Annotated in this window: 22 protein-coding genes and 1 tRNA gene; 18 read left to right on the top strand and 5 right to left on the bottom strand. The window is 40.3% G+C overall.

Translation table 11 applies throughout. The features are described 5' to 3' along the window. Positions 1-7 precede the first annotated feature (7 nt). From queG to bioB, 3 genes are all read left to right on the top strand, one after another. On the top strand, positions 8-1099 hold the full coding sequence (gene queG, locus B3X18_RS13965; RefSeq protein ID WP_005026358.1) for a tRNA epoxyqueuosine(34) reductase QueG: 1092 nt from the start codon (positions 8-10) through the stop codon (positions 1097-1099). 110 nt (positions 1100-1209) lie between these two features. Continuing rightward, entirely contained in the window at positions 1210-1383 is a 174-nt protein-coding gene (locus B3X18_RS13960; RefSeq protein WP_005019882.1) for a hypothetical protein, read from the top strand. A 152-nt stretch (positions 1384-1535) separates the two neighbouring features. After that, a complete protein-coding gene (gene bioB / locus B3X18_RS13955) occupies positions 1536-2537 on the top strand; it encodes a biotin synthase BioB (RefSeq protein WP_005019880.1) in 1002 nt (333 codons plus the stop codon). A 55-nt stretch (positions 2538-2592) separates the two neighbouring features. On the opposite strand, the gene B3X18_RS13950 is transcribed toward bioB, so the two are convergent. After that, entirely contained in the window at positions 2593-2805 is a 213-nt protein-coding gene (locus B3X18_RS13950) for a hypothetical protein (protein ID WP_005026360.1), read from the bottom strand. A 705-nt stretch (positions 2806-3510) separates the two neighbouring features. On the opposite strand from B3X18_RS13950, the gene B3X18_RS13945 reads away from it, so the two are divergent. Then, positions 3511-3587: transfer RNA gene (locus tag B3X18_RS13945), tRNA-Ile, on the top strand. Between the two features lie 323 nt (positions 3588-3910). Here B3X18_RS13945 and B3X18_RS13940 read toward each other — a convergent pair. Then, the gene (locus tag B3X18_RS13940; RefSeq protein ID WP_005026362.1) at positions 3911-4765 is read right to left on the bottom strand and encodes a hypothetical protein; all 855 of its coding nucleotides are present in this window, start codon (positions 4763-4765) and stop codon (positions 3911-3913) included. Between the two features lie 395 nt (positions 4766-5160). Between B3X18_RS13940 and B3X18_RS13935 the strand changes: the two genes are divergently transcribed. Continuing rightward, on the top strand, positions 5161-5388 hold the full coding sequence (locus tag B3X18_RS13935) for a hypothetical protein (protein WP_005405020.1): 228 nt from the start codon (positions 5161-5163) through the stop codon (positions 5386-5388). Between the two features lie 590 nt (positions 5389-5978). After that, a complete protein-coding gene (locus tag B3X18_RS13930) occupies positions 5979-6728 on the top strand; it encodes a YebC/PmpR family DNA-binding transcriptional regulator (protein WP_005026364.1) in 750 nt (249 codons plus the stop codon). 50 nt (positions 6729-6778) lie between these two features. Here the strand turns inward: B3X18_RS13930 and B3X18_RS13925 are convergent, their stop codons facing one another. Continuing rightward, the gene (locus B3X18_RS13925; RefSeq protein WP_005019868.1) at positions 6779-7261 is read right to left on the bottom strand and encodes an Lrp/AsnC family transcriptional regulator; all 483 of its coding nucleotides are present in this window, start codon (positions 7259-7261) and stop codon (positions 6779-6781) included. A 481-nt stretch (positions 7262-7742) separates the two neighbouring features. Next, positions 7743-8507, bottom strand: coding sequence for a glutathione S-transferase family protein (locus tag B3X18_RS13920; protein WP_034670618.1), 765 nt, complete (start codon positions 8505-8507; stop codon positions 7743-7745). Positions 8508-8886: 379 nt separating this feature from the next. Between B3X18_RS13920 and B3X18_RS13915 the strand changes: the two genes are divergently transcribed. The 9 genes from B3X18_RS13915 to B3X18_RS13875 all read left to right on the top strand — a co-directional run bounded on the left by B3X18_RS13915 (position 8887) and on the right by B3X18_RS13875 (position 18518). Continuing rightward, positions 8887-10089: an SfnB family sulfur acquisition oxidoreductase gene (locus tag B3X18_RS13915; protein ID WP_005026370.1), complete on the top strand. Its 1203-nt coding sequence runs from the start codon at positions 8887-8889 to the stop codon at positions 10087-10089. Between the two features lie 11 nt (positions 10090-10100). Next, entirely contained in the window at positions 10101-11321 is a 1221-nt protein-coding gene (locus tag B3X18_RS13910) for an SfnB family sulfur acquisition oxidoreductase (RefSeq protein WP_005026372.1), read from the top strand. Then, positions 11321-12733, top strand: coding sequence for an LLM class flavin-dependent oxidoreductase (locus tag B3X18_RS13905; protein WP_034675676.1), 1413 nt, complete (start codon positions 11321-11323; stop codon positions 12731-12733). The genes B3X18_RS13910 and B3X18_RS13905 overlap by 1 nt, the downstream gene beginning before the upstream one ends. A 29-nt stretch (positions 12734-12762) precedes the next feature. After that, a complete protein-coding gene (locus tag B3X18_RS13900) occupies positions 12763-13593 on the top strand; it encodes a MetQ/NlpA family ABC transporter substrate-binding protein (protein ID WP_005019862.1) in 831 nt (276 codons plus the stop codon). A 10-nt stretch (positions 13594-13603) separates the two neighbouring features. Then, positions 13604-14440: a MetQ/NlpA family ABC transporter substrate-binding protein gene (locus B3X18_RS13895; protein WP_034670622.1), complete on the top strand. Its 837-nt coding sequence runs from the start codon at positions 13604-13606 to the stop codon at positions 14438-14440. Positions 14441-14451: 11 nt separating this feature from the next. After that, positions 14452-15522, top strand: a complete 1071-nt coding sequence (locus B3X18_RS13890; RefSeq protein ID WP_034670624.1) for a methionine ABC transporter ATP-binding protein — start codon at positions 14452-14454, stop codon at positions 15520-15522. After that, the gene (locus B3X18_RS13885) at positions 15503-16162 is read left to right on the top strand and encodes a methionine ABC transporter permease (RefSeq protein ID WP_005019858.1); all 660 of its coding nucleotides are present in this window, start codon (positions 15503-15505) and stop codon (positions 16160-16162) included. The genes B3X18_RS13890 and B3X18_RS13885 overlap by 20 nt, the downstream gene beginning before the upstream one ends. A 105-nt stretch (positions 16163-16267) precedes the next feature. Continuing rightward, complete coding sequence (gene ychF, locus B3X18_RS13880; RefSeq protein ID WP_005026380.1) at positions 16268-17359, top strand: redox-regulated ATPase YchF; 1092 nt, start codon at positions 16268-16270, stop codon at positions 17357-17359. 220 nt (positions 17360-17579) lie between these two features. Continuing rightward, positions 17580-18518 (top strand): AEC family transporter, encoded by a 939-nt coding sequence (locus B3X18_RS13875; RefSeq protein ID WP_005404483.1) that lies wholly within the window; start codon positions 17580-17582, stop codon positions 18516-18518. 67 nt (positions 18519-18585) lie between these two features. On the opposite strand, the gene B3X18_RS13870 is transcribed toward B3X18_RS13875, so the two are convergent. Continuing rightward, complete coding sequence (locus B3X18_RS13870; RefSeq protein WP_005019855.1) at positions 18586-19068, bottom strand: hypothetical protein; 483 nt, start codon at positions 19066-19068, stop codon at positions 18586-18588. 181 nt (positions 19069-19249) lie between these two features. Here B3X18_RS13870 and B3X18_RS13865 point away from each other — a divergent pair, with 181 nt between their 5' ends. The 3 genes from B3X18_RS13865 (at position 19250) to purT (ending at position 21595) form a co-directional block, all read left to right on the top strand. After that, positions 19250-19924 (top strand): AzlC family ABC transporter permease, encoded by a 675-nt coding sequence (locus tag B3X18_RS13865; protein ID WP_171053894.1) that lies wholly within the window; start codon positions 19250-19252, stop codon positions 19922-19924. Then, complete coding sequence (gene ygaH, locus B3X18_RS13860) at positions 19921-20262, top strand: L-valine transporter subunit YgaH (RefSeq protein WP_005026392.1); 342 nt, start codon at positions 19921-19923, stop codon at positions 20260-20262. Before B3X18_RS13865 ends, ygaH begins: the two co-directional genes overlap by 4 nt. Positions 20263-20377: 115 nt before the next feature. Further along, positions 20378-21595, top strand: coding sequence for a formate-dependent phosphoribosylglycinamide formyltransferase (gene purT / locus B3X18_RS13855; RefSeq protein WP_171063306.1), 1218 nt, complete (start codon positions 20378-20380; stop codon positions 21593-21595). Positions 21596-21601: the final 6 nt, after the last annotated feature.

Raw genomic sequence — 21601 nt, 5'->3', positions numbered from 1 at the left:
CCGGTTTATGTCCGAATCTTTACCTTCCCGAAAAATTGATCTGGCACAGCTGGATGCCGAGGCACTCAAGCAATGGATCAAGTCTCAGGCACTTGATCTGGGCTTTGCCGACTGCGTGGTTGCCAAGCCCGATGCCCAGGCAGAAATGGCCCGTTTTCAGGAGTATCTGGATCGAGGCTATCATGCCGATATGGATTACTTAAAGGAAAATTTAGAAAAACGTGCTGATCCCACCCTGCTGGTACCCGGAACTAAAAGTATTATCTGTGTTCGCATGAACTATCTGGTAGAAACACCCAAACCGCGCTACGTACCCTATGAACCCAACTCGGCCATTATTGCCCGTTATGCTCGTGGCCGTGATTATCATAAAATCATGCGTGGACGACTTAAAACGTTAGCCAGCCGTATTCGCGACAAGGTCGGAAACTTTGAATCACGTCCTTTTGCAGACTCGGCGCCTATTTTTGAGAAATCGCTGGCAGAAAGTGCCGGGATGGGCTGGACGGGTAAACATACCCTATTAATTCATAAAAAATCCGGCTCTTTCTTTGTACTTGGGGAGCTTTTTACTTCGCTAGACCTGCCTTTTGATGAACCGGCAACTGCGCATTGTGGTTCCTGCTCGGCCTGTATTGATATCTGCCCGACCCAAGCTATTGTTGAACCGTATATGCTGGATGCACGTAAATGTATTGCTTATTTAACTATTGAGTATAAAGGTATTATTCCTCAAGAATTACGCCATGGTATTGGTAATCGGGTTTTTGGTTGCGATGACTGCCAGCTAATCTGTCCCTGGAATAGTTTTGCAAAAAAAGCCAACATAGAAGATTTTAATCCACGTAATGGTTTAGATAATATCAGCCTGCTGGAGCTATGGCAGTGGGATGAAGAAATTTTTCTTAAAAATACGGAAGGTAGCCCCTTAAGACGGACCGGCTACCAGAGCTTTAAGCGTAATATTGCAATCGGGCTGGGAAATGCGCTTTATACAACTGAAATTATAGCGCAGCTTGAACAGGCCAGATCAAAACATGATGAAATTGTAAACCATCACATTGACTGGGCAATTGAACAACAGATCAGCAAATCATAAGCTTTTAATTTTACGTCTCCTAACAGTTTCCCACATAAGCCCTACATTTCCATACTCTCGTTTATGGCATAAAAAAGATACCAAATGATTTTTGTGAAGAGGAATTTATCATGCATCAGCAAAATAAAGACCAGAATCAACATCAGCAGCCCCAAAACCAGCAACAGCAAGGCACCCCACAACCACCACAAAATACACATCATGAAGAAGACGACCGCGCGCTGAATAAACAGCATCGGGCGGATCTACAAAATCAAAATATTCATGGAAATCACCGTGAATAATTAAAATTAATATGGTAAAAACATTTAAATGAACAAAGTCCATGCGCTGGGCTTTGTTTTTTTATATTCCGTCATATTTTGCTAATGAAGCTGGCATCGGTTTTGCTTAATATGCACAGTAATGAACTATATAAATGACTAGGGACAGACATATGAGCAGCACTCGTCCGGTACGTAATGATTGGTCTCGAGAAGAAATTGAAGCTTTGTATCAGCAGCCTTTCTTGGATCTGATTTTTGAAGCACAGCGAATTCACCGCGAGAATTTTCAGCCGAATACTATACAAGTTAGCACGCTTCTTTCGATCAAAACCGGTAAGTGTCCGGAAGACTGTAAATATTGCTCACAGTCAGCGCATTATGATTCCAATCTTGAGGCAGAAAAACGTATTGCTGTAGAAAAAGTAATTCGTGAAGCCAAAGAAGCTTTAGAGTCTGGTTCTTCTCGTTTTTGTATGGGTGCTGCATGGCGTAATCCGAATGAACGTGATATGCCTTATGTACTGGAAATGGTTCGTGAAGTTAAGGCTCTTGGCCTTGAAACATGTATGACTTTAGGTATGCTGAATCAGTCTCAGGCAGAACGCTTAAAAGATGCAGGACTGGATTATTATAATCATAACCTCGATACATCCCGTGAATACTATTCTCATATCATCAGTACCCGTACTTTCGATGACCGTTTAGATACCCTTGACCATGTACGCCAGGCAGGAATGAAGGTATGTAGCGGAGGTATTGTCGGGTTAGGCGAAAGCAAGCAGGACCGTATTGGCTTACTACATGAACTGGCCACTCTTCCAGTTCATCCTGAATCAGTACCAATCAATATGCTGGTACCGATTGAAGGTACGCCTCTTGCTGATGTTGAAAAACTGGATGTCACCGAATGGATCAGAACTATTGCGGTTGCCCGCATTATCATGCCACAAAGTTATATCCGTCTTTCTGCCGGGCGTGAATCACTTTCCGATTCAGATCAGGCTTTGGCCTTTATGGCGGGTGCCAACTCCTTATTCTCTGGAGAAAAACTTTTAACGACACCAAATGCAGGTGAAGGCAAAGACCGTATCCTCTTTAATAAACTGGGGTTAAGTGCCGAGAAAGCCAAGCCAACAGTTGCTGAACTCAGTATAGATGCCATGTCAGCTTAAATAGATATATAAATTTAAAAAGCCCCAAACTGGGGCTTTTTTATATCTCTGCTTTCTAGGAAGACGTCAGTAAAACACCATAACTTGCATTAAGATAATTACCTTTACGAATCACATCACTACCTGCAGCATGATTCACTATTAACTCACCAGTCTGCACATCATAAGAAAAACTGTCGAAACTGTCCTGATGCTGACATAGCCAACAAAGCGTATCTGCAAGATTATCATCTACAATATAAGTTGCAGCTTTAAAATCCTTAGTCATGCTATTTCCTATCGCCTTTCAAATTTTAAAATTTTTGAATGAATTCAAGATAATTATAAAAAAGACTGCTGTCCGAAAACAGCAGCCTTTATAAAATTCTTCAGGTTTTATAATAAAAATCGAATTAGATTTGATTGAAACATACCAGGTTCATGGGTATCTTAAACCAATAAATATACATCTAGTTCCTATGATCTCCGCATTTACGACACTCTTTTACCTCATTAAATTCTGAGAACTGCTCATATTCATAGGCATGCATACAGAAGAGTTTTCTTAACAACTGAAACATAGTTTTGCTCCTTGTTACTATAGTTATGGTTTCTTCCTGAAACGGTATCGAAAGTTTGTTGTGTACTTTCAATTTATTTATTAACATGAATTAAACAAAAATCCAATATTATTTTTTAATTCACTATAAATAAATAAGCAATTGTTTTCATTTTGTTTTTGAAAAAACCAAAATCTAAATACTTAATTATTAAACAGTTTAAAATTACTTACTAAGCTTAACTTCTTAAAGAAATTTTTTATGGCAAGCTAATACTTTTCTTATCACCGCATTTATTTGCTTCGTCATTTTAATCTCCTAAATTTGATGAATAAAACAGCATCTCTCCAGTTTTTTTTGAGAAATGCTTGTGTTTACTTGAGAATTTAGCTAGTATTGCTATCGCAAAAATGCTTTAGATATAAGCATTTATAGGGCCTATAGCTCAGTTGGTTAGAGCAGCGGACTCATAATCCGTTGGTCCCGTGTTCAAGTCACGGTGGGCCCACCATATATTAAACCTCATAATTCGTGAATTATGAGGTTTTTTTATTAATGTTGACTTATATAACTTTATAAATTCCACTAATTTATTTTTTAATAAATTAATACTTTTAGTAGTAAATCTTTTAAAGTTTTTATATGACCAATTAAAGCAAAATTTATTTATAAACCAACTCATATTTTAATTTTGAATCTCATTAGCCTGTTATTCTTAAAAACCAAGATTATTCTAATCATTTAAAATCATTAAATTGGTTTATTTTAAAATACAGTCTGTTTTTAAGTTATCACTCAATATTTGATTTATTATTTAACTAAAAGGTCTTTTGATTATTTTTTTTCATATTCCACATAGATGTGCTTGGCTTGATCATACATAAATAGACTTTTGTAAGACTTCTTTGGCTGATCTTGGTCAATATAAGTCACTTCAACAGGATAATAAGTGTTCTGGTTATTAACCACTCTTAATGTTGATGTAACAATGGATGCAAACTCAGGACGATCTGCATAGTAACTTGATGTATCGTTACCCGCCGAGCCTATTTCAAGAACTTGAACTCTCCCGACATCAGGCAACAAGACCGCATACCAAGTCGAAATTTCTTGCCCCCCTGCACCTGTAAAAGTTGCAAGCGTATAACTTCCTATCATGTTCTTGCCAAACGGTCTTAAATTTTTCTGTAAGTCATGTTTAAAACTAACATACAAATGCCCACCGGCTGTAGGGATATCTTTCTGATTTAAAGCTGAATTGACTAACTGGAAATGGTTGTCCTGTTTTTTAAATATAAATAAATCTACTGTACTTGAGCAGGCTCGGCAGTCCTGAATGTATCCATTATTGATTTTTACTTTTTCAATAATAACCAGGTAACGAGTTTCACCTTGTGGATTTTTATATTCAATACTAGGATGAAAAAAACCCAATATATTTGGTTCAAGCTGTTGATAAGGGTAAGATTTAAAATAATCATTGAGTACGGGTGTCACATGCGCCAGAGGCTCATTGAGTATTTTAGGGTAAACCATTTGCACAATTGTATTTACAGACAGTGTTCCAGAAGAAGTCTTTAGAGTAGTGGTCGGTTTAGCAGTATCGATATAAGGTAAAACTGTTTGGCATCCAATGATCAACCCTGTATTTACACAGATAATTGCAGACAATAAATATTGTTTTTTCATTATATATTCCATCGTTGTTCTACAGGAATTAATAAAATTATAGGTGAGTTAAATTTTATCAATAAACAAAGAACCTTATAATATATTAAAATCCTTGTTATCCTTTAATACAAAGTTAAATATAATTTTTTAATAGCTTACTTAAATGTATTGCGCTATCAGTTTTATTATAATATTACACACAACCTATTGAAATATTATATTAAAAATAATTATATATTTTTAATATAATTTTTGATCTAGCTTAGTATTACAGTAATCACATCTTATAAAATAAACACTTAATTGTTCTAAATTTAAGCGATTTTTGCTCATAAAACTTAACTATCTAGAGCTATACACCTATAAAATAATAGATCTAAATACTCCTCAGTTGAAAAAAGGGTGTCATGATTATGGCTAAGCGTAAGCAAAACAGTGAGTTTTTTCAGGTTCGAAGAATTGGAAAACAATGGTGGGTTTGTCAGATTGATAAATTATCTTCAACACCAACTGTCCTTGTCAAAAAGGTTGAAAACTTAGCTACACAAAGTCAGGCAAATTGTATTGCTGATGATTATGATGAGCAATATCGGGTAGATCTCTATATTAAGGAAAAATGGCTGGCTACAAAGAACTGTTAGGCTCTTGATCTTTATATAAAGATAAAACAGGAAGATAACCGCTGTAACAGAGCATTTCCCAAAGTGCTTTGTTTAAAACAAGGTTAATTATTTGCGATGATGAGCTTCCAGGTAGATTTCAATCGCACTCCAGACACAGATCAGAATAAAAATAGCCAAACCAACGCCGATAAGCGTTAAAAACATAATCGCTTCCCCTTACAGTACTAAACAGTTTAGGCCCACCTGTTAGACTAAAGTCGTATACAGCCTGTTAATTTATAATTTTTTCTAAACAAATTACAAGTAATTTTATAATTTTAATTTAATTAATATAATTTTTTATGAGTTTAGCCTCTAAATTTTGGTTGTTTTAATGAGCCTAAAGCTCAGCTATTTTCTATGAATGTGCTCGCAAGACTAAGAGCTTAAAGTTGAAGCTGCAGTTTAATTAATTTGTTTTATCTAAATCTTCTCGTTAGAGCATCAGCTTCTAAAGATTTTTCGGAAACTTCGCTTAAAAGCTGGCAGTGGCCTGTTTTCAACAAATCAGTGGCTATGCTAACATTTCAACCCGAAATTTTAGTTTATAAAACTGGAGCATAATTCGCATGGCGGGTCATTCCAAGTGGGCCAATATTAAGCATCGCAAAGCAAAACAAGATGCAAGTCGCGGTAAAGTATTTACCAAATACATTCGAGAAATTGTAACGGCTGCTAAACTCGGCGGCCCGGACGCGGCCAGTAACCCACGTCTTCGTGCTGTAGTCGAAAAAGCGCTTTCAGTAAATATGACGCGTGATACAATTAACCGGGCCATTCAACGTGGTGCTGGTGGTGAAGATAATGATGATTTAAAAGAAATCACTTATGAGGGTTATGGCACAGGTGGTGTAGCTGTACTGGTAGAAACCATGACAGATAACCTAAACCGCACTGTTCCTGATGTTCGTCATTGCTTTAGTAAAACTAATGGTAATCTTGGAACTTCAGGTTCTGTGGCTTACTTGTTTACCAAACGTGGTGAAATCTCTTTTGATGATCTGTCACTTGAAGAAAAAATCTTGGAGGTTGCTCTAGAAGCTGGTGCGGAAGATATTGAAATTTCTGAAGATGAGATTTTAGTTATTACCACACCAGAGAACTTCGGTGACGTTCAGGATGCACTTAGTGCGGCCGGCTTGAAGTCAGACAATGCTGAGGTTGTAATGAGTCCTTCTACCAAAGCAGAAATTACCGATATTGATCAAGCTAAACAAATCATGAAAATGATTGATATGCTAGAAGACTTAGATGATGTACAAAATGTTTATACCAACGTTGAGTTTTCAGATGAAGTACTGGCTCAGCTTGATGCCTGATTAAATATTATTAAAAAGCGCCAGAACTGGCGCTTTTTTATTTTTAAGCTTTATACTTGCTCTGGAACTTTATTTAGCAAGTTATAACAATTAAACACTTTATATTCTTTAATTACAAAGCTTGAATGCAACGCTACAACATGCTCGATTTTCCCCATCCGTTTAAGCAGAAAATCGCTATAATTTTCCATATCGGTAGCAACAACTTCAAGAATAAAATCGGCAGACTGGCCGGTAACCAAAAATGCATTAATAACTTCAGGAAGCTCTTCGACTTCTTGCAGAAATTTTTCAAAGGTATCACTGTCATGTTTACTCAGGGATACTTGTAGCAAGACATGCAACTTAAAACCTAGTTTTTGAAAATTGATATCACGCTTGAGATTAGTCATCACCTGATTTTCAATAAGCTGTTTGATACGGCGGTGCACCGAGCTTACAGAAAGATTAATTCGCTCAGAGAGTTCATTTAAATTCAGGTCTTCGTGTGTCAATATTTCAAGAATTTGCTTGTCGAAACGGTCCAGTCCCATTCTGAGCTCCAGTCATACCGTATATTGAATCATGCTGTGGTACTTATGGTCAGATTTATTTTTATGATCAAATAAATTTTTAGGGTCAAGGGAAAACATGATACTGTTTCCTTCTAGTAGCTATACGTGGATAACCTATAGCCTGTTTTATAAACTTGTGGTTTATATAACTGAAGTCGAATTAAGACCTTGTGAGTTTAGTCAGTGCCCATCTCCCAATAAGCTGACCCTCTTTTCGATCCCTATCACACCCTGACTATTAATTTAACAGCGGCTGAGTCGAATTATTTCCCTTTAATCATTTAATTTCAATATTTTTAGAAAAAATTTCTCACTTTAAAGTCTATTCTTTAAAAACTTTACCAAATTAATGGCTTTTAAGTTTTTATATTCTCATTATTTTGTGTTTTTACAATATTTTTTATCCCTAAAAAATTGGAAAGCCTTGCGATAACAAGGCTTATATTACTTATATACCCAGCTACATTCCACGCCAGTCTACTCGGGCATTACGTTCTGTCTCATAAATACGCTGAATATATTGACCTAAAGGTAAATCAAGTAAATAAGACTGATAATTCATGAAGTCTTCCGTTCTGTTCTCTTCATGCTCATTTTCCCAAGGTGTTCCGCCAAGCTCAAGCAAAGGCGCCAGCATGGAACATACTGCGATATCGGCAAGACCTAAGCGGTCACCAACAAAGTAACGTCCTCCATTTTTGATCAATGCGCTATTTAGCTGTTCTATCAGCTCAGTCATTCTGGCTTTAGATTCAGTTACTTTTTCAGATTCGAGCTGGTATCCCTTGGTTACAAGCGTTTTGATTAAAGGTTTTGAAAATTTCTCAAACTGACGCATATACCCCTGTTCACCGAGCATGATTTCTAAAGGCTCATCGCCCTGTGATAGTGCTTGGGCCAGCCCCCAGCGACGGACATGCTCTCCGAGCTCAGAAGCAACATTATTGATCTGCAATGCCTGCTCTCGCAGCTCCGGGTCACGTCGCAGTAAACTGTGTTCAGGATAGGTCTCATCCAGATATAGGGCAATTTCTGTAGAGTCAGCAATCCAGTAGCTGTCATCTTTCAAAACAGGCAAGCTGTTCTGTCCGGTTCTCAATTGGGTAAAGGCCCGGTGAAAGCCTGGAATCAAATTATGCGCAACATAATCTAACTCTTTATGGTCGAGTAACCAGCGAGCTTTCTCACAAAAATGAGATAAAGGAAACTGGTATAAAGTACGCATAAAAACTCCGGATTATTTTTGTATTTTAACTGACTTTTAAATTAAGACCTGAATATCATTCTACTTTAAAACTGATGGTTCTAAAAATTCTGACCACCTGTTCAGATTTACTTCTTTTCTTATAGCCTTATCCCATCTGTTTTTATAGTTTTTTTTACCATAATTATGCCAATTACATATATAAGATAAATTTCAACCAGCTAAAAACTATATAATTTTAATTAACTTACTGATTTATATAAATCTGCTTTATCTGATTTTTTATAAATTTCAGCAGTTTTTTTCTTATAAGCTTTTAATGATAAGTTTCGCATAATAGCTGGTTTAAGTTTGCCAGATAATTCCTTTAAGTTCTGAGTCATCTTAGGAAGTTATAAAGATGACTCATATTACTCAAACTCCCGCTTATATTATAGAAAATGATCAGCAGGCCCTGAATGCAGCTTATCAGGTAGCTGATTTTGCCTTGAATACAAGAAATGAACGGGATCAATGCCGGATCTTGCCAATAGAAGAAATTGAACAGTTTAGTTTCAAAGGATTAGGTGGCATCCGTATTCCTAAAGCTTTTGGAGGCGCATTCGTTTCAAACAAAACACTTGCTCAGGTGTTCAGAATTTTATCTAAAGCCGATGCCAATGTCGGTCAAATCCCGCAAAACCAGATTGCCCTGCTCAACATGATTAATATGATGGGAAACGAGCAACAAAAAAATTTTATTTTCTCTGAAATTCTGCATGGCAAGCGTCTGGCTAATGGTGGCCCAGAGCGCCACACCAAAGACAGTAAAACACTAGAGACCACGCTTAGCGTTAAAGATGGCCAATATATTCTTAATGGTGAAAAGTTCTACTCGACTGGCAGCAGTTTTGCACACTGGCTTGCTATTAAAGCAGTTCATCCTGAAGGCCATGTCGTATTGGTAATTATTGACGCACAGGAAAAAGGTGTAGAAGTCATCAATGACTGGTACGGTTTCGGGCAGCGCACCACAGCTAGCGGCACAGTCCGTCTGAACCAGGTCAGAGTAAATCCTGATCTCATTTTTGATGAAAGAAAACTTTATGAAAAACCTAATTATCGCGGTGCTTATTCGCAGCTACTCCAGGTGGCTATAGATGTTGGTATTGCAGAGGCTGCATTTGCAGAAACTTTAACTGCTGTTCATAAAGCACGCCCTATTATTGACGCACAAGTAGAAAAAGCCAGCTCCGAACATTACACACTACAGGAAGTTGGTAAATTAAATATCTTGCTTGATGCATCTATTTTGCTACTGGATGAAGCAGCTGAATATCTCGATGAACTTGACCAGCATAAGACAGTTACAGCGGAGCAGGCAGCACAAGCTTCTATAAGGGTTGCAGAAGCCAAAGTTTATGCCAATGACGCTGCCCTACAGATCTCAGAAAAATTGCTCGAACTTGGCGGCAGTCGTTCCTGTCTATCCCAGCATCATCTGGACCAGTACTGGCGGAATGCCAGAGTTCATACCTTGCATGACCCAGTACGCTGGAAGTTACATGCCATTGGTAACTATTACCTCAACCAGGCTTTTCCTGCTCGTCATGCCTGGATTTAAGGAAATATCTTATGACCTCATATCAAAATTTTCATCTTAAAGAAGTTTTAGAAAATCAGACACATATTATCCAAAGTGATGAAGAAGCTTTGGCTATTGCACAGGATTTAAGTCAAAAGTTTAAAGCCGAGGCAGTTCAACGGGACCAAAACCGTATTTTGCCTTTTGAAGAGATAGAAGCCTACAGCCAGTCAGGCTTATGGGCGATTACCGTTCCCAAGCAATATGGGGGTGCAGAAGTTTCAAGTCTGACCGTAGCTAGAGTCATTGCCCTGTTTAGTGGAGTGGACGGTTCAATTGGACAGATTCCTCAAAATCATTTCTATGCACTGGAAGTCCTGCGTAATACAGGTACAGAACAGCAGAAACAGAAGTTTTACACAGAAGTTTTAAAAGGAGCCCGTTTCGGTAATGCACTGGCAGAATTCAAAACCAGATCTGCCGCTCATAAGCATACACAATTGATTGCTACGGGAAATAACTACGTAATTCAGGGGGAAAAATTTTATTGTACCGGAAGCCTTTTCGCACACCGTATTCCTACGCTAGTTACAGATGCAGAAGGTCGGGAATTTTTAGCTTTTGTAAAGCGTAATAGCCAAGGCCTTGAAATCGTGGATGACTGGAGTGGCTTTGGGCAGCGTATAACAGGAAGTGGTACGGTAAAATTTAATCACGTCGCTGTTGAGCAAGAGGATCTGATTGCCTTTGATACAGCATTCACTCAGCCCACCTTAGTCGGGCCATTTGCCCAGATTATGCATGCTGCAATTGAAGTAGGAATTGCCCGCGCTGCTTTTGAAGAAACATTGCAGCAGGTAAAACAGGCGCGCCCCTGGATTGACTCAGGACTAGATCGTGCTACTCAAGACCCCTTGACTCTGCTAGAACTCGGCCGTGTGGCTGCTGATGTACGTGCCAGTGAGGTTCTCCTCAAACAGGCTGCTCAGGCTCTTGAGGTAGCCCGTCCATTACCTACTGTGGAAAATATAGCACAGGCTTCAATTGAGGTAGCTAAGGTTCGTGCACATAGTACAGAAACTGCATTAAAAGCATCCAGCAAACTGATTGAACTGGCAGGTAGCCGGGGTAGCCAGTTAAAAAACGGACTAGACCGTTTCTGGCGTAATGCACGTGTCCATACTTTACATGATGCAGCGCGCTGGAAATATTACTTTATTGGACAATATGTATTGAATGGAGTTCTACCTCCACGCAGGGGGACATTGTAATGGCAAAGCAATTACCTAAACAGATTTTACTTAATGCTTTTGACATGAATTCAGCAGGACATATTAACCATGGGTTATGGACACATCCACGAGATCAATCACATCGTTTTAATGAACTGAACTACTGGACAGATTTGGCGAAAACTTTAGAGCAAGGATTATTTGACGGGTTATTTCTTGCAGATATTACTGGTGTATATGACGTCTATCAAAACGGTATTGAGCTGACCTTAAAAGAATCAATCCAGCTTCCCAGCCATGACCCCTCTACTCTGGTTTCAGCAATGGCCGCAGTTACCCAGAATCTGGGCTTCGGTATTACAGTAAATCTGAGCTATGAAACGCCGTATCAGTTTGCACGGCGTTTTGCCAGTCTAGACCATTTAACCCATGGCCGGATTGCCTGGAATATTGTGACAGGTTATTTAGATAGTGCTGAAAGATTAATCGGACAGAAAGGCTTGAAGCAACATGATTTACGTTATGCACAGGCTGAGGAGTTTCTAGAGCTTTGCTATAAATTCTGGGAAGGCTCTTGGGAAAATGATGCAGTTGTAAAGGATCGGCAGAACCGAATATTTACTGAACCGGCGAAAGTGCATTCAATCCGGCATCAGGGCCAATTTTACCAGAGTGAAGGAGTATTTCAGGTTTCACCTTCTCCCCAGCGCACCCCGGTCCTTTTTCAGGCAGGTGCTTCGCCACGTGGTCTTACCTTTGCAACTCAACATGCTGAGGCCATATTTATTGGAGGCGATAAACCGGAAAAAATTAAACAGCAGGTCGAGAAAATTCGGTCACTTGCCACTGCACAGGGTCGTGAAGCAGAAGCTATTAAAATTTTTATTGGCATTACTGTGGTTAGCGCTGAAACTGATGCGCTTGCACAGGAAAAACTGGCAGAGTATTGCCACTATGCCAGTCCTGAAGCAGGTCTTGCCCACTATTCCAGTTCTGTCGGCATTGATCTGTCCCAGTTTACAGAGCAAGAAACCATTCCCTATCAGCAAACTAACAGTATTGCTTCAGTCAACAATAAATTTAAAGAACAGAAAATTACAGTGGCAGATCTGAAAGACCAACATGTGCTGGGAGGACGTTACCCCCTCATTATGGGTAGTGGAGCAACTGTAGCGGAACAATTAATTCATTTAATTGATGAAACAGGAATTGATGGTTTTAACCTGACCCGTACGGTTGCCCCGGAATCCCATCAGGACTTTATCCGGTGGGTTATTCCGGAGCTGCAACAGCGCGGTCGCTACAAAACAGCTTATAGCGAAGGTACATTGCGACATAAGTTATTTCAGCAAGGTAACCTGCTTTCTGCACAACATCCGGTGCAACAGTTCCGATGTCTAACCCCGGCCTCTCCCGCCGAAATCCGTCCTATTCAAAAACAGCTTGCATAAAACATTTTAAAAATTTTTAGAGGTGCATGATGGCACAAACAGCAAAAACGAAATTCACTATTTTAGGGGCAGTATTGACCATAGTTATCTTAGGTCTTACTGGCTGGACGTTACAGAAAAAAACAGGTTCAGATGAACTGGTCATCGGGATTAGCCCATCGTTTGCAAAACCGTTACAAGTTGCAGCAGAAGAAGCCAGAAAAGAAGGACTTCATATTAAGCTTGTTGAATTCTCTGACTGGAACACGCCCAATATTACGCTAAATCACGGAGATATTGATGCCAATTTTTTTCAGCATCAGCCATTTTTGGATAATGCCATAAAAGAAACCGGTTTTAAGCTCAAAGCTTTTGCAGCTGGAGCAGCATCTCATGTAGGCCTGTATTCAAAAAAGTATAAAAGCTTTGATGAGTTACCACAAAATGCCAGAGTTGCTATACCAAATGATCCGGTAAATCAGGGTCGTGCTCTCCTGCTCTTGCAGCAAGCCAAACTCATTAGCTTAAAAGATGTAAACAATCATCTGTCCAGTTTACAGGATATTGCTGCAAACCCTAAAAATCTGCAGTTTATCGAAGTTGAAGGACCACAGACCGCACGTGCAATTGATGATGTTGATTTGGCTTTTGGCTATCCTCATTATTTACGTCTGGCAAAAACTGCTGATCCGGAAAGTGCACTGTTATTCGACAAAAATACCAACAAACGCTATGCCATCTTATTTGTAGTCCGTGATGATTACAAAGATAAAGACGATCAATTGAAAAAATTCGTGACTATTTACCAGAACTCCCCAAGAGTGCAAGCCGCTTTAGATGAGGATTTTGGGAAAAAACTCTGGTTCCCTGGCTGGAAGTAAGGAACAGATGATGACCTTATTAAAATCAGATTCTTATAAGTTCTGGCTAATTGGCCTGACAACCCTCTTAGTTATACTCGGTTTGGCTGCTTACCGTTTTAACAGTAATACTCTGCAGAAAGACACTTTAACAATCGGCATCAGCCCACCCTATGCCGATCTGCTACAAAGTGTGGCAGATGATATGAAAGCACAAGGTATTCAGGTCAAGCTGGTTGAGTTTTCAGACTGGCATGCACCCAATGTAGCTGTTCAGAACGGTGATATTGATGCCAATTTTTTTCAGCAAAGTGTTTATCTGAAAAATGCAATTCGTGAAACCCGGTTTAACCTGCATGCATTTGCACCAGGTACTGGAAGCCATGTGGGCTTATATTCAAAAAAGTATCAATCACTAGAGCAACTTCCTGTTCATGCTCGCGTAGTCATACCCAATGATCCGGTCAACTCGGCGCGTGCTTTAATTCTGCTTGCCCGGGCCGGCCTGATTGAAGTTAAAGATATTCAGAATGAATTAACTACACTTCAGGACATTATACGCAATCCTAAACAGTTACAGTTTATTGAGGTAGAAGGTCCACAAACAGCCCATGCCATAGATGAAGCAGATCTTATTTTTGGTTTTCCGCATTATCTGAAAATGGCAAAAGCAGCTAACCCGAAGGATGCTTTATTTTTAGATCCGATAGACAAGAAATACGCCATCTTGTTCGTGACCCGAACAGATTATCTAGATAAAGACCAGAAACTTGCCAGATTTGTACAAGCCTTTCAAACCTCAGAAAAGGTCAAAACGATACTGGATCAGGACTTTGGTCAAGGCATGTGGTTTCAGGGTTGGAAATAAGGAGAAGAATAATGGTGAGTTTTGGTTCTCATACTGAATTTACGGTTTCCCATATCAAGATCAGAAACCTCAACAAATACTACCAAGTACAAGGCAAATCTGTACATGCACTCAAAAATGTCAGTCTGGATATTCCTGAAGGTAAAATTTTCGGCATTATTGGAAAAAGCGGTGCCGGAAAATCCTCTTTGCTACGTACATTAAATGGTCTGGAACAGCCCAGTAATGGCAGTATTCATATTCACCAACAGAACTTGGCCAGTCTGGATCATGCGGAACTCATTCGGCTGCGTCAACGTATCGGAATGATTTTCCAGCACTTTAACCTGATGTCAGCTAAAACAGTGTGGGAAAATGTTGCCCTGCCTCTTAAAATATCAGGACATAAAAAAGCCGAGATTGAACTGCGTGTTAATGAGGCACTGGAACTGGTCGGTTTAAGCAGTAAAGCAGAAAACTATCCTTCACAACTTTCAGGTGGGCAGAAACAACGCGTCGGTATTGCACGTGCTCTGGTACACTGCCCTGAAATTTTATTATGTGATGAAGCAACCTCAGCTCTAGACCCGGAAAGTACCTCGGTCATTTTATCGTTACTCAAAAGAATCAATCAGCAAATGGGAATCACAATTGTCCTGATTACCCATGAAATGCAGGTTATCCGGGAAATTTGTGATCAGGTAGTTGTTATTGATCAAGGTGAAATTGTCGAGTCTGGTCAGGTATGGAGTGTTTTTTCAAAACCTGAACAGCCAATTACTCAAGAATTATTAACTCTAGAACAACTGGATTTACCATTTGCAGTGAATTCGAAGGTAACTACAGAGACTACACATACTATTTTAAAACTTTGTTATGAGTCTGCCATACACCACACACCAGATTTAAAAGCCATTCTTGAGCAGTTAAATGGTCCAGTTCACTTATATCAGGGCCATGTTGATACGATCCAGCAGCATCTGATCGGTTCACTGATTGTCGCTATACCCGACGTACAGTTAAATCTGAAGCATTTGAAAGAAGCGCTAAAACAATATATTGCCCACATTGAGGTACTTGGCTATGCACGACCAGCTCATTAACCTGCTTTTGACCGGCACTATCGATACATTAATTATGGTAGGCATATCTGCTCTTGCAGCTTTTTTAATTGGTTTACCGATTGCAATTATCCTGGTCAATACCAGTGAACATGGTATTTATCCATCACGGATGATTAATCAGCCCTTGGGATGGGTCATTAATATTACACGCTCTGTCCCTTTTTTAATCTTGATGGTAGCTCTGATCCCACTCACACGTCTTATTGTGGGTACCAGTTATGGCGTGTGGGCTGCTGTGGTGCCATTAACTATTGCTGCTACCCCGTTTTTTGCGCGTATTGCTGAAGTCAGTTTACGTGAAGTGGATCATGGTTTGATTGAAGCCGCACAAGCGATGGGCTGTAACCGTAAACAGATTATCTGGCATGTACTTTTACCGGAGGCCTTGCCCGGAATTGTGGCAGGTTTTACCGTTACGATGGTAACCATGATCAATTCTTCTGCAATTGCTGGTGCTATAGGAGCAGGCGGACTTGGTGATATTGCTTACCGTTATGGTTATCAGCGTTTTGATATTACGATTATGCTGGCTGTTATTTTGGTGCTCGTGATCCTGGTGATGCTTATTCAGGCAACTGGAGATGCCTTGGCCAGCCAGCTAGATAAGCGCAAGCTTTAAAACAATACAGACTTTCAGGGATTGTGAGATACCATGACTGACTTTGTCATGGCTTTCATGTAAAATCATCGGCAATTTCAGATAACAATTTTTGTGAGTCATTTCATGGGTTTTAATTGCGGTATTGTTGGCCTGCCAAACGTGGGTAAGTCTACCCTTTTTAATGCATTAACCAAGGCTGCCATTGCAGCAGAGAACTTCCCATTTTGTACTATTGAGCCAAATACCGGAATTGTACCTGTACCCGATCCACGTCTGGACAAGCTGGCTGCTATTGTAAACCCGCAACGTATTATTCCCACCACGATGGAATTTGTTGACATTGCAGGCCTGGTAGCAGGTGCATCCAAAGGTGAAGGTCTAGGTAACCAGTTTCTGGCGAATATCCGTGAAACTGATGCAATTGCTCATGTCGTACGTTGTTTTGAAGATGAAAATGTTATTCATGTAAATGGCAAGATTGATCCATTAGATGATATTGCTACTATTAATACTGAACTGGCACTGGCTGATCTGGAAACTGTAGCCAAAGCTATTTTGCGCTTAACCAAAGTTGCTAAAGGTGGCGATAAAGAAGCGGTAGCAACCAAAGCCGTACTAGAAAAAATTCAGCCTTTACTGGATGAGGGCAAGCCAGCACGTGCAGCAAATTTAGCTGATGATGAGCGCAAACTGGTACGTGGTTTTGGTTTACTGACGTTAAAACCAACCATGTATATTGCAAATGTGGCAGAAGACGGCTTTGAAAATAATCCGCATCTGGATGCTGTTCGCAAATTGGCAGAAGAAGAAAATGCCATTGTGGTACCTCTGTGTAACCAGATTGAATCTGAAATCTCACTTCTTGAAGATGAAGATCGCGCTGAGTTCCTAGAAGCAATGGGCATGGAAGAACCGGGTTTAAATGTAGTTATCCGTGCCGGTTATGCTTTACTGGGCTTACAAACCTATTTCACGGCAGGGGTGCAAGAAGTTCGTGCATGGACGGTTAAAGTTGGTGCAACTGCACCACAAGCGGCAGGTGTCATTCATACCGACTTTGAAAAAGGTTTTATTCGTGCTGAAGTTGTTGCATACAATGACTTTGTACAGTACAACGGTGAAGCTGGTGCCAAAGAGGCCGGCAAATGGCGTCTAGAAGGTAAAACGTATATCGTTCAGGATGGTGATGTTATGCATTTCCGTTTTAACGTATAAAAATATACCCAGTAAATTAATAAAAATGCCAGTTCATTAATATGACTGGCATTTTTATTAGGCCCTGCTAACTAAAGCCTTTTGTTCATAATTTTAATATACAGCTAACATATTCTTTTTATCTTCATCCAGTATTCTTTTTAATTAAACGTTCCAACTACATTTAAAACTCAATGAAATAGTGGAATAATCAAGTTTGCAGGGAGCAAACGATCAGGTCATGGAACAAATTATTTCAGTCATCTTTCCCATCTTTATTATTTTAAGTGTGGGTTATTTAAGCTTGCGCTTAAACATGCTAAATACTACGCATGTACAGGCAATCATCCAGTTTATTATTAAAGTTTCGCTACCCGCATTTTTACTGTACGCCCTCTCTACCCGTTCCTTTGATGAAATCTGGCAGATGCCTTATTTTCTAGGCTACCTGCTAGGTTCACTGATTTTATTCTTCAGTGCATATACACTTTATCGCCGATTCTTTAAGTTACCTCGCCATCAGGCTGCTGTGATTGGGCTGGGTTCATCCATGTCAAATACCGGCTTTATCGGTACAGCAGTACTCACCTTACTAATTGCCCAGGCCGCCGTCCCCTATCTGGCAATGACACTGGTGATTGAAAATATTATTTTACTGAGTCTGATGCTGATTTTGATAGAATCTTCAGATCAACAGGATAAGACTCTATCCACTATTATTCTTTCAACTTTGCAGAATCTTGCTAAAAATCCCATTATTCTTTCAATTATATTGGGCTTGATCTGCTCAGTTTATACCGTTCAGTGGCCTGTCTCGCTAGAGCTTCCATTAAAATCACTAGCTTTTACTGCGTCTCCACTTGCGATTTTTGTGATTGGTGCCAGTCTTGCAACATTGACCATAAAAGACCTTAGCAAAGATGTACTGATTGTATGCACTATCAAGTTATTGATTATGCCAATTGTAGTGACCAGTATAATTTATATAATGCCGGGAAGCACAGCGAAGATGGCTTATGCAGCTTTAATCCTTTCAGCTCTTCCTATGGCGACAGCATTTGGAATCTATGGGCAATTAAATGGCATTGCTGAGCAGTCAGTTGCGTCTGTCATGCTTAGTACCCTCTTATCTCTTGTGAGTATTGCCCTGATTATGCAATTTATTCCTTCACCTTTTTAATTTAATGTTTAGGCTAATCATTTAATAAAAAATAGCTCATATGTTGAGCTATTTTTTTTTAAATTACTTAAACGCCTTTCTTTTTTGGGTCGGTATTACCCAGTTCAGGATGATCAATTGCGCCCTTACACTGTGCCTTATCACGTTCATAATCAGCCTGTTTCTGACCAGCTTCTGAACCATTTTCAAGAATTTCTCGCGTCCAGATATCCAGACTACTCAATGCCTTACGGCAAAGGGCATATTTTCCTTCAGTTACTGAGTCTGTCATCTTGACATTAATTCGCCAGTCAGTGGTAAGCTGACGGATTGGTTTACGAACTTCCTGTTCCAGACGCTCTGTCTGCTTCTGATAAACCAGTGCATCAATCTCATTCATGAGTTTCCATGCCTGCTGGGCGTAACTGGTGGCATCATTGGTCAGTTTTGGAGCAGGTTTAATCTCGACTTTTCGCTCTGGTTCGTTTGATGAGTTGCTGCATGCCTGTAAGCCCAGCACGCTGATTAAAACAGGGAGAAGAAGAAATGAACGGTTTAAATGAGCCCGCATTTTAAGTCGCCTAAACAAACATTTTCCTCATATGCTAGTGAATTCGGGTAGAATACTCAATCTGCGTTTTGACCTATTGTTCAACTCTTTAAAAATTCCAGGGTGTATTGTGTCTGAACATGAAAGTTCCGTTTTGACTCAGGCCGGTTTTTGGCAAGGTGCCAGAGATAGCCAGGCCATTATGCTGACCTATTTACCTGTCTCGTTTGCCTTTGGCGTTTCTGCTACCCAGTTTGGGTTTACTGCCTGGGAAGCTCTATTTTTATCCTGCTCCATGTATGCTGGTGCCAGTCAGTTTCTTGTAGTTGCCCTGCTCGGCAGTGGTACATCAATCTGGATGACAGCACTGACTGTTATCGCTTTAGATATTCGGCATCTGCTCTATGGACCAGCCTTATACAACCTGATTAACCATCAGTTAAACCTGAAAAAGACCGCTGCCTGGGCATGGGGACTTACCGATGAGGTATTTGCCAGTGGCATGATTAAACTCTCCCAACGCCGACAGGAATGGTCAGAGTCATGGATGCTGGGCTTAAGTCTGTTTAGCTGGCTATCTTGGGCAGGTGGTTCATTTCTAGGGGGGATGTTCGCCAATCAGGTGAGTAATTTGCCACGCTTCTTGCAAGCGGCCCTGGACTTTCTATTACCTGCGCTGTTTTTAAGCTTTTTACTCGCGGCTTTTGAGAGAAAACATACTCTGGTGGTAGCAGTATGCTTAATTGTTTCGGCCTTAGCCTGTTATTTTATTAATCTTTCTGCAGCAATTTTTATCGGGATTATTGCCGGTATTCTGGCCGGACTGTTTAAGCATTACATCCTCAAGCAGCATGACGATTTAATGGAAACACTATGAATCTGGATATTATTCTGGTCGGTCTCGTCGTGGGAATTGCAAATTTCATTTCCCGTTTTGGCCCATTTTACTTCATTCAAAAGTATCAGCAGCAGAATCAGCGTCGTGGTGCAATCTGGTTAAAAATTGCGCTGGGGAGTATCGGTATTTCTGCTATTAGCTCTATGCTAGTAGTTGCTACATTGCCCCCCCTGATTGAAACACCTAATAAAAGCTTGGCCATGCTGGCGGGTCTCCTTGTACTGATCGGTTTATATTTTAGATTCAGGAAAATCGTACCAGCAACTCTGACCGCAGCCATTGTTTATGGATTGGTCTATACTTACATACCTGTCTAAATGAAATTTTCTTTTGATTGATCAGAAGATTACTTGATAAAAACTTAAGCTTTTCTTGCTGAAACACTTAACACGCGCATGAGTTCTGTTATGCTGTAAGTCCACTTTTGCAAGGATGATTCGCATGAGCGTGACTATCGGTACTCCACTTCAATCTTCAGCGGTCAAAGTCTTGCTGCTTGGTTCGGGAGAGCTAGGTAAGGAAGTCGTCATTTCCTTGCAAAGGCTTGGAGTAGAAGTACATGCAGCGGATCGTTATGAACACGCGCCAGCCATGCAGGCCGCTCATTTTTCTTATAGCCTCAACATGGCAGATCCCCAACAGTTAAAAGCACTGATTGAGCAAGTCAAACCCCAGTTTATTGTCCCTGAAATTGAAGCAATTGCTACGGAAGTTCTTCTAGAGGTGGAAGCTGGACAACAAGCTGTTGTCATTCCTTCTGCTAAAGCTGTTAACCTGACCATGAACCGTGAAGGCATTCGCCGCTTGGCTGCTGAAGAATTAGGCTTGCCCACCTCTGCTTACCGTTTTGCCGACTCTCTGGAGAGCTTTCGTGGTGCCTGTGATGATATTGGTTATCCTAACTTTGTAAAACCAGTCATGTCATCTTCTGGTAAAGGACAGTCCCGGGTAAAAAGTTTTGATGAAGTTGATGCAGCTTGGGAATATGCACAGACTGGGGGACGGGTAAATCAGGGTAAGGTCATTGTTGAATCACAAATCGATTTTGACTTTGAAATTACTTTATTGACTGTGCGTGCCAAGAATCCGCAAAGCGGCAAAATTGAAACCAGCTTTTGCGATCCGATTGGTCACCGACAGGATTCCGGGGACTATATTGAAAGCTGGCAGCCGCAGCCGATGTCACCTGTGGCACTTGAAGAGTCTAAACGGATTGCTGATAAAGTCACTGCGGCACTGGGTGGATGTGGAGTTTTTGGTGTTGAACTTTTTATCAAAGGTGATCAGGTCTGGTTTAGTGAGGTATCTCCCCGTCCACATGATACTGGGTTAGTTACCCTTGCTTCACAGTTCCAAAGTGAATTTGAGCTACATGCACGGGCTATTCTGGGCTTAGCTGTAAATACGGCGCGACACAGTGTTGCAGCCAGTGCTGTTATTTATGCTGGCCAAGATGGTTCTAACCTGTCATTTTCTGGTCTGGATCTTGCATTAGCTCATCCTTCTACAGACTTACGCCTGTTTGGCAAACCGGAAGGTTTTAAACGGCGCCGTATGGGTGTTGCTACTGCACGCGCAGCAACTATAGAAGAAGCACGTGAACTTGCGCAGCAAACAGCCGCACAAGTAATTGTAAACTCAAATCCATAAAGCTTT

It is taken from the genome of Acinetobacter sp. UBA6571 (genome assembly GCF_002434085.1).
Taxonomy (GTDB): Bacteria; Pseudomonadota; Gammaproteobacteria; order Pseudomonadales; family Moraxellaceae; genus Acinetobacter; species Acinetobacter radioresistens.
The sequence above is the reverse complement of the archived record's forward strand: the minus strand, read 5'-3'. Positions and strand labels throughout refer to the sequence as shown.

What these genes read in the sequence shown, in the direction of transcription:
- queG (WP_005026358.1), top strand. Translation starts at nt 8, where the DNA reads ATGTCCGAATCTTTACCTTCCCGAAAAATTGATCTGGCACAGCTGGAT.
- B3X18_RS13960 (WP_005019882.1), top strand. Translation starts at nt 1,210, where the DNA reads ATGCATCAGCAAAATAAAGACCAGAATCAACATCAGCAGCCCCAAAAC.
- bioB (WP_005019880.1), top strand. Translation starts at nt 1,536, where the DNA reads ATGAGCAGCACTCGTCCGGTACGTAATGATTGGTCTCGAGAAGAAATT.
- B3X18_RS13950 (WP_005026360.1), bottom strand. Translation starts at nt 2,805, where the DNA reads ATGACTAAGGATTTTAAAGCTGCAACTTATATTGTAGATGATAATCTT.
- B3X18_RS13940 (WP_005026362.1), bottom strand. Translation starts at nt 4,765, where the DNA reads ATGAAAAAACAATATTTATTGTCTGCAATTATCTGTGTAAATACAGGG.
- B3X18_RS13935 (WP_005405020.1), top strand. Translation starts at nt 5,161, where the DNA reads ATGGCTAAGCGTAAGCAAAACAGTGAGTTTTTTCAGGTTCGAAGAATT.
- B3X18_RS13930 (WP_005026364.1), top strand. Translation starts at nt 5,979, where the DNA reads ATGGCGGGTCATTCCAAGTGGGCCAATATTAAGCATCGCAAAGCAAAA.
- B3X18_RS13925 (WP_005019868.1), bottom strand. Translation starts at nt 7,261, where the DNA reads ATGGGACTGGACCGTTTCGACAAGCAAATTCTTGAAATATTGACACAC.
- B3X18_RS13920 (WP_034670618.1), bottom strand. Translation starts at nt 8,507, where the DNA reads ATGCGTACTTTATACCAGTTTCCTTTATCTCATTTTTGTGAGAAAGCT.
- B3X18_RS13915 (WP_005026370.1), top strand. Translation starts at nt 8,887, where the DNA reads ATGACTCATATTACTCAAACTCCCGCTTATATTATAGAAAATGATCAG.
- B3X18_RS13910 (WP_005026372.1), top strand. Translation starts at nt 10,101, where the DNA reads ATGACCTCATATCAAAATTTTCATCTTAAAGAAGTTTTAGAAAATCAG.
- B3X18_RS13905 (WP_034675676.1), top strand. Translation starts at nt 11,321, where the DNA reads ATGGCAAAGCAATTACCTAAACAGATTTTACTTAATGCTTTTGACATG.
- B3X18_RS13900 (WP_005019862.1), top strand. Translation starts at nt 12,763, where the DNA reads ATGGCACAAACAGCAAAAACGAAATTCACTATTTTAGGGGCAGTATTG.
- B3X18_RS13895 (WP_034670622.1), top strand. Translation starts at nt 13,604, where the DNA reads ATGACCTTATTAAAATCAGATTCTTATAAGTTCTGGCTAATTGGCCTG.
- B3X18_RS13890 (WP_034670624.1), top strand. Translation starts at nt 14,452, where the DNA reads ATGGTGAGTTTTGGTTCTCATACTGAATTTACGGTTTCCCATATCAAG.
- B3X18_RS13885 (WP_005019858.1), top strand. Translation starts at nt 15,503, where the DNA reads ATGCACGACCAGCTCATTAACCTGCTTTTGACCGGCACTATCGATACA.
- ychF (WP_005026380.1), top strand. Translation starts at nt 16,268, where the DNA reads ATGGGTTTTAATTGCGGTATTGTTGGCCTGCCAAACGTGGGTAAGTCT.
- B3X18_RS13875 (WP_005404483.1), top strand. Translation starts at nt 17,580, where the DNA reads ATGGAACAAATTATTTCAGTCATCTTTCCCATCTTTATTATTTTAAGT.
- B3X18_RS13870 (WP_005019855.1), bottom strand. Translation starts at nt 19,068, where the DNA reads ATGCGGGCTCATTTAAACCGTTCATTTCTTCTTCTCCCTGTTTTAATC.
- B3X18_RS13865 (WP_171053894.1), top strand. Translation starts at nt 19,250, where the DNA reads ATGCTGACCTATTTACCTGTCTCGTTTGCCTTTGGCGTTTCTGCTACC.
- ygaH (WP_005026392.1), top strand. Translation starts at nt 19,921, where the DNA reads ATGAATCTGGATATTATTCTGGTCGGTCTCGTCGTGGGAATTGCAAAT.
- purT (WP_171063306.1), top strand. Translation starts at nt 20,378, where the DNA reads ATGATTCGCATGAGCGTGACTATCGGTACTCCACTTCAATCTTCAGCG.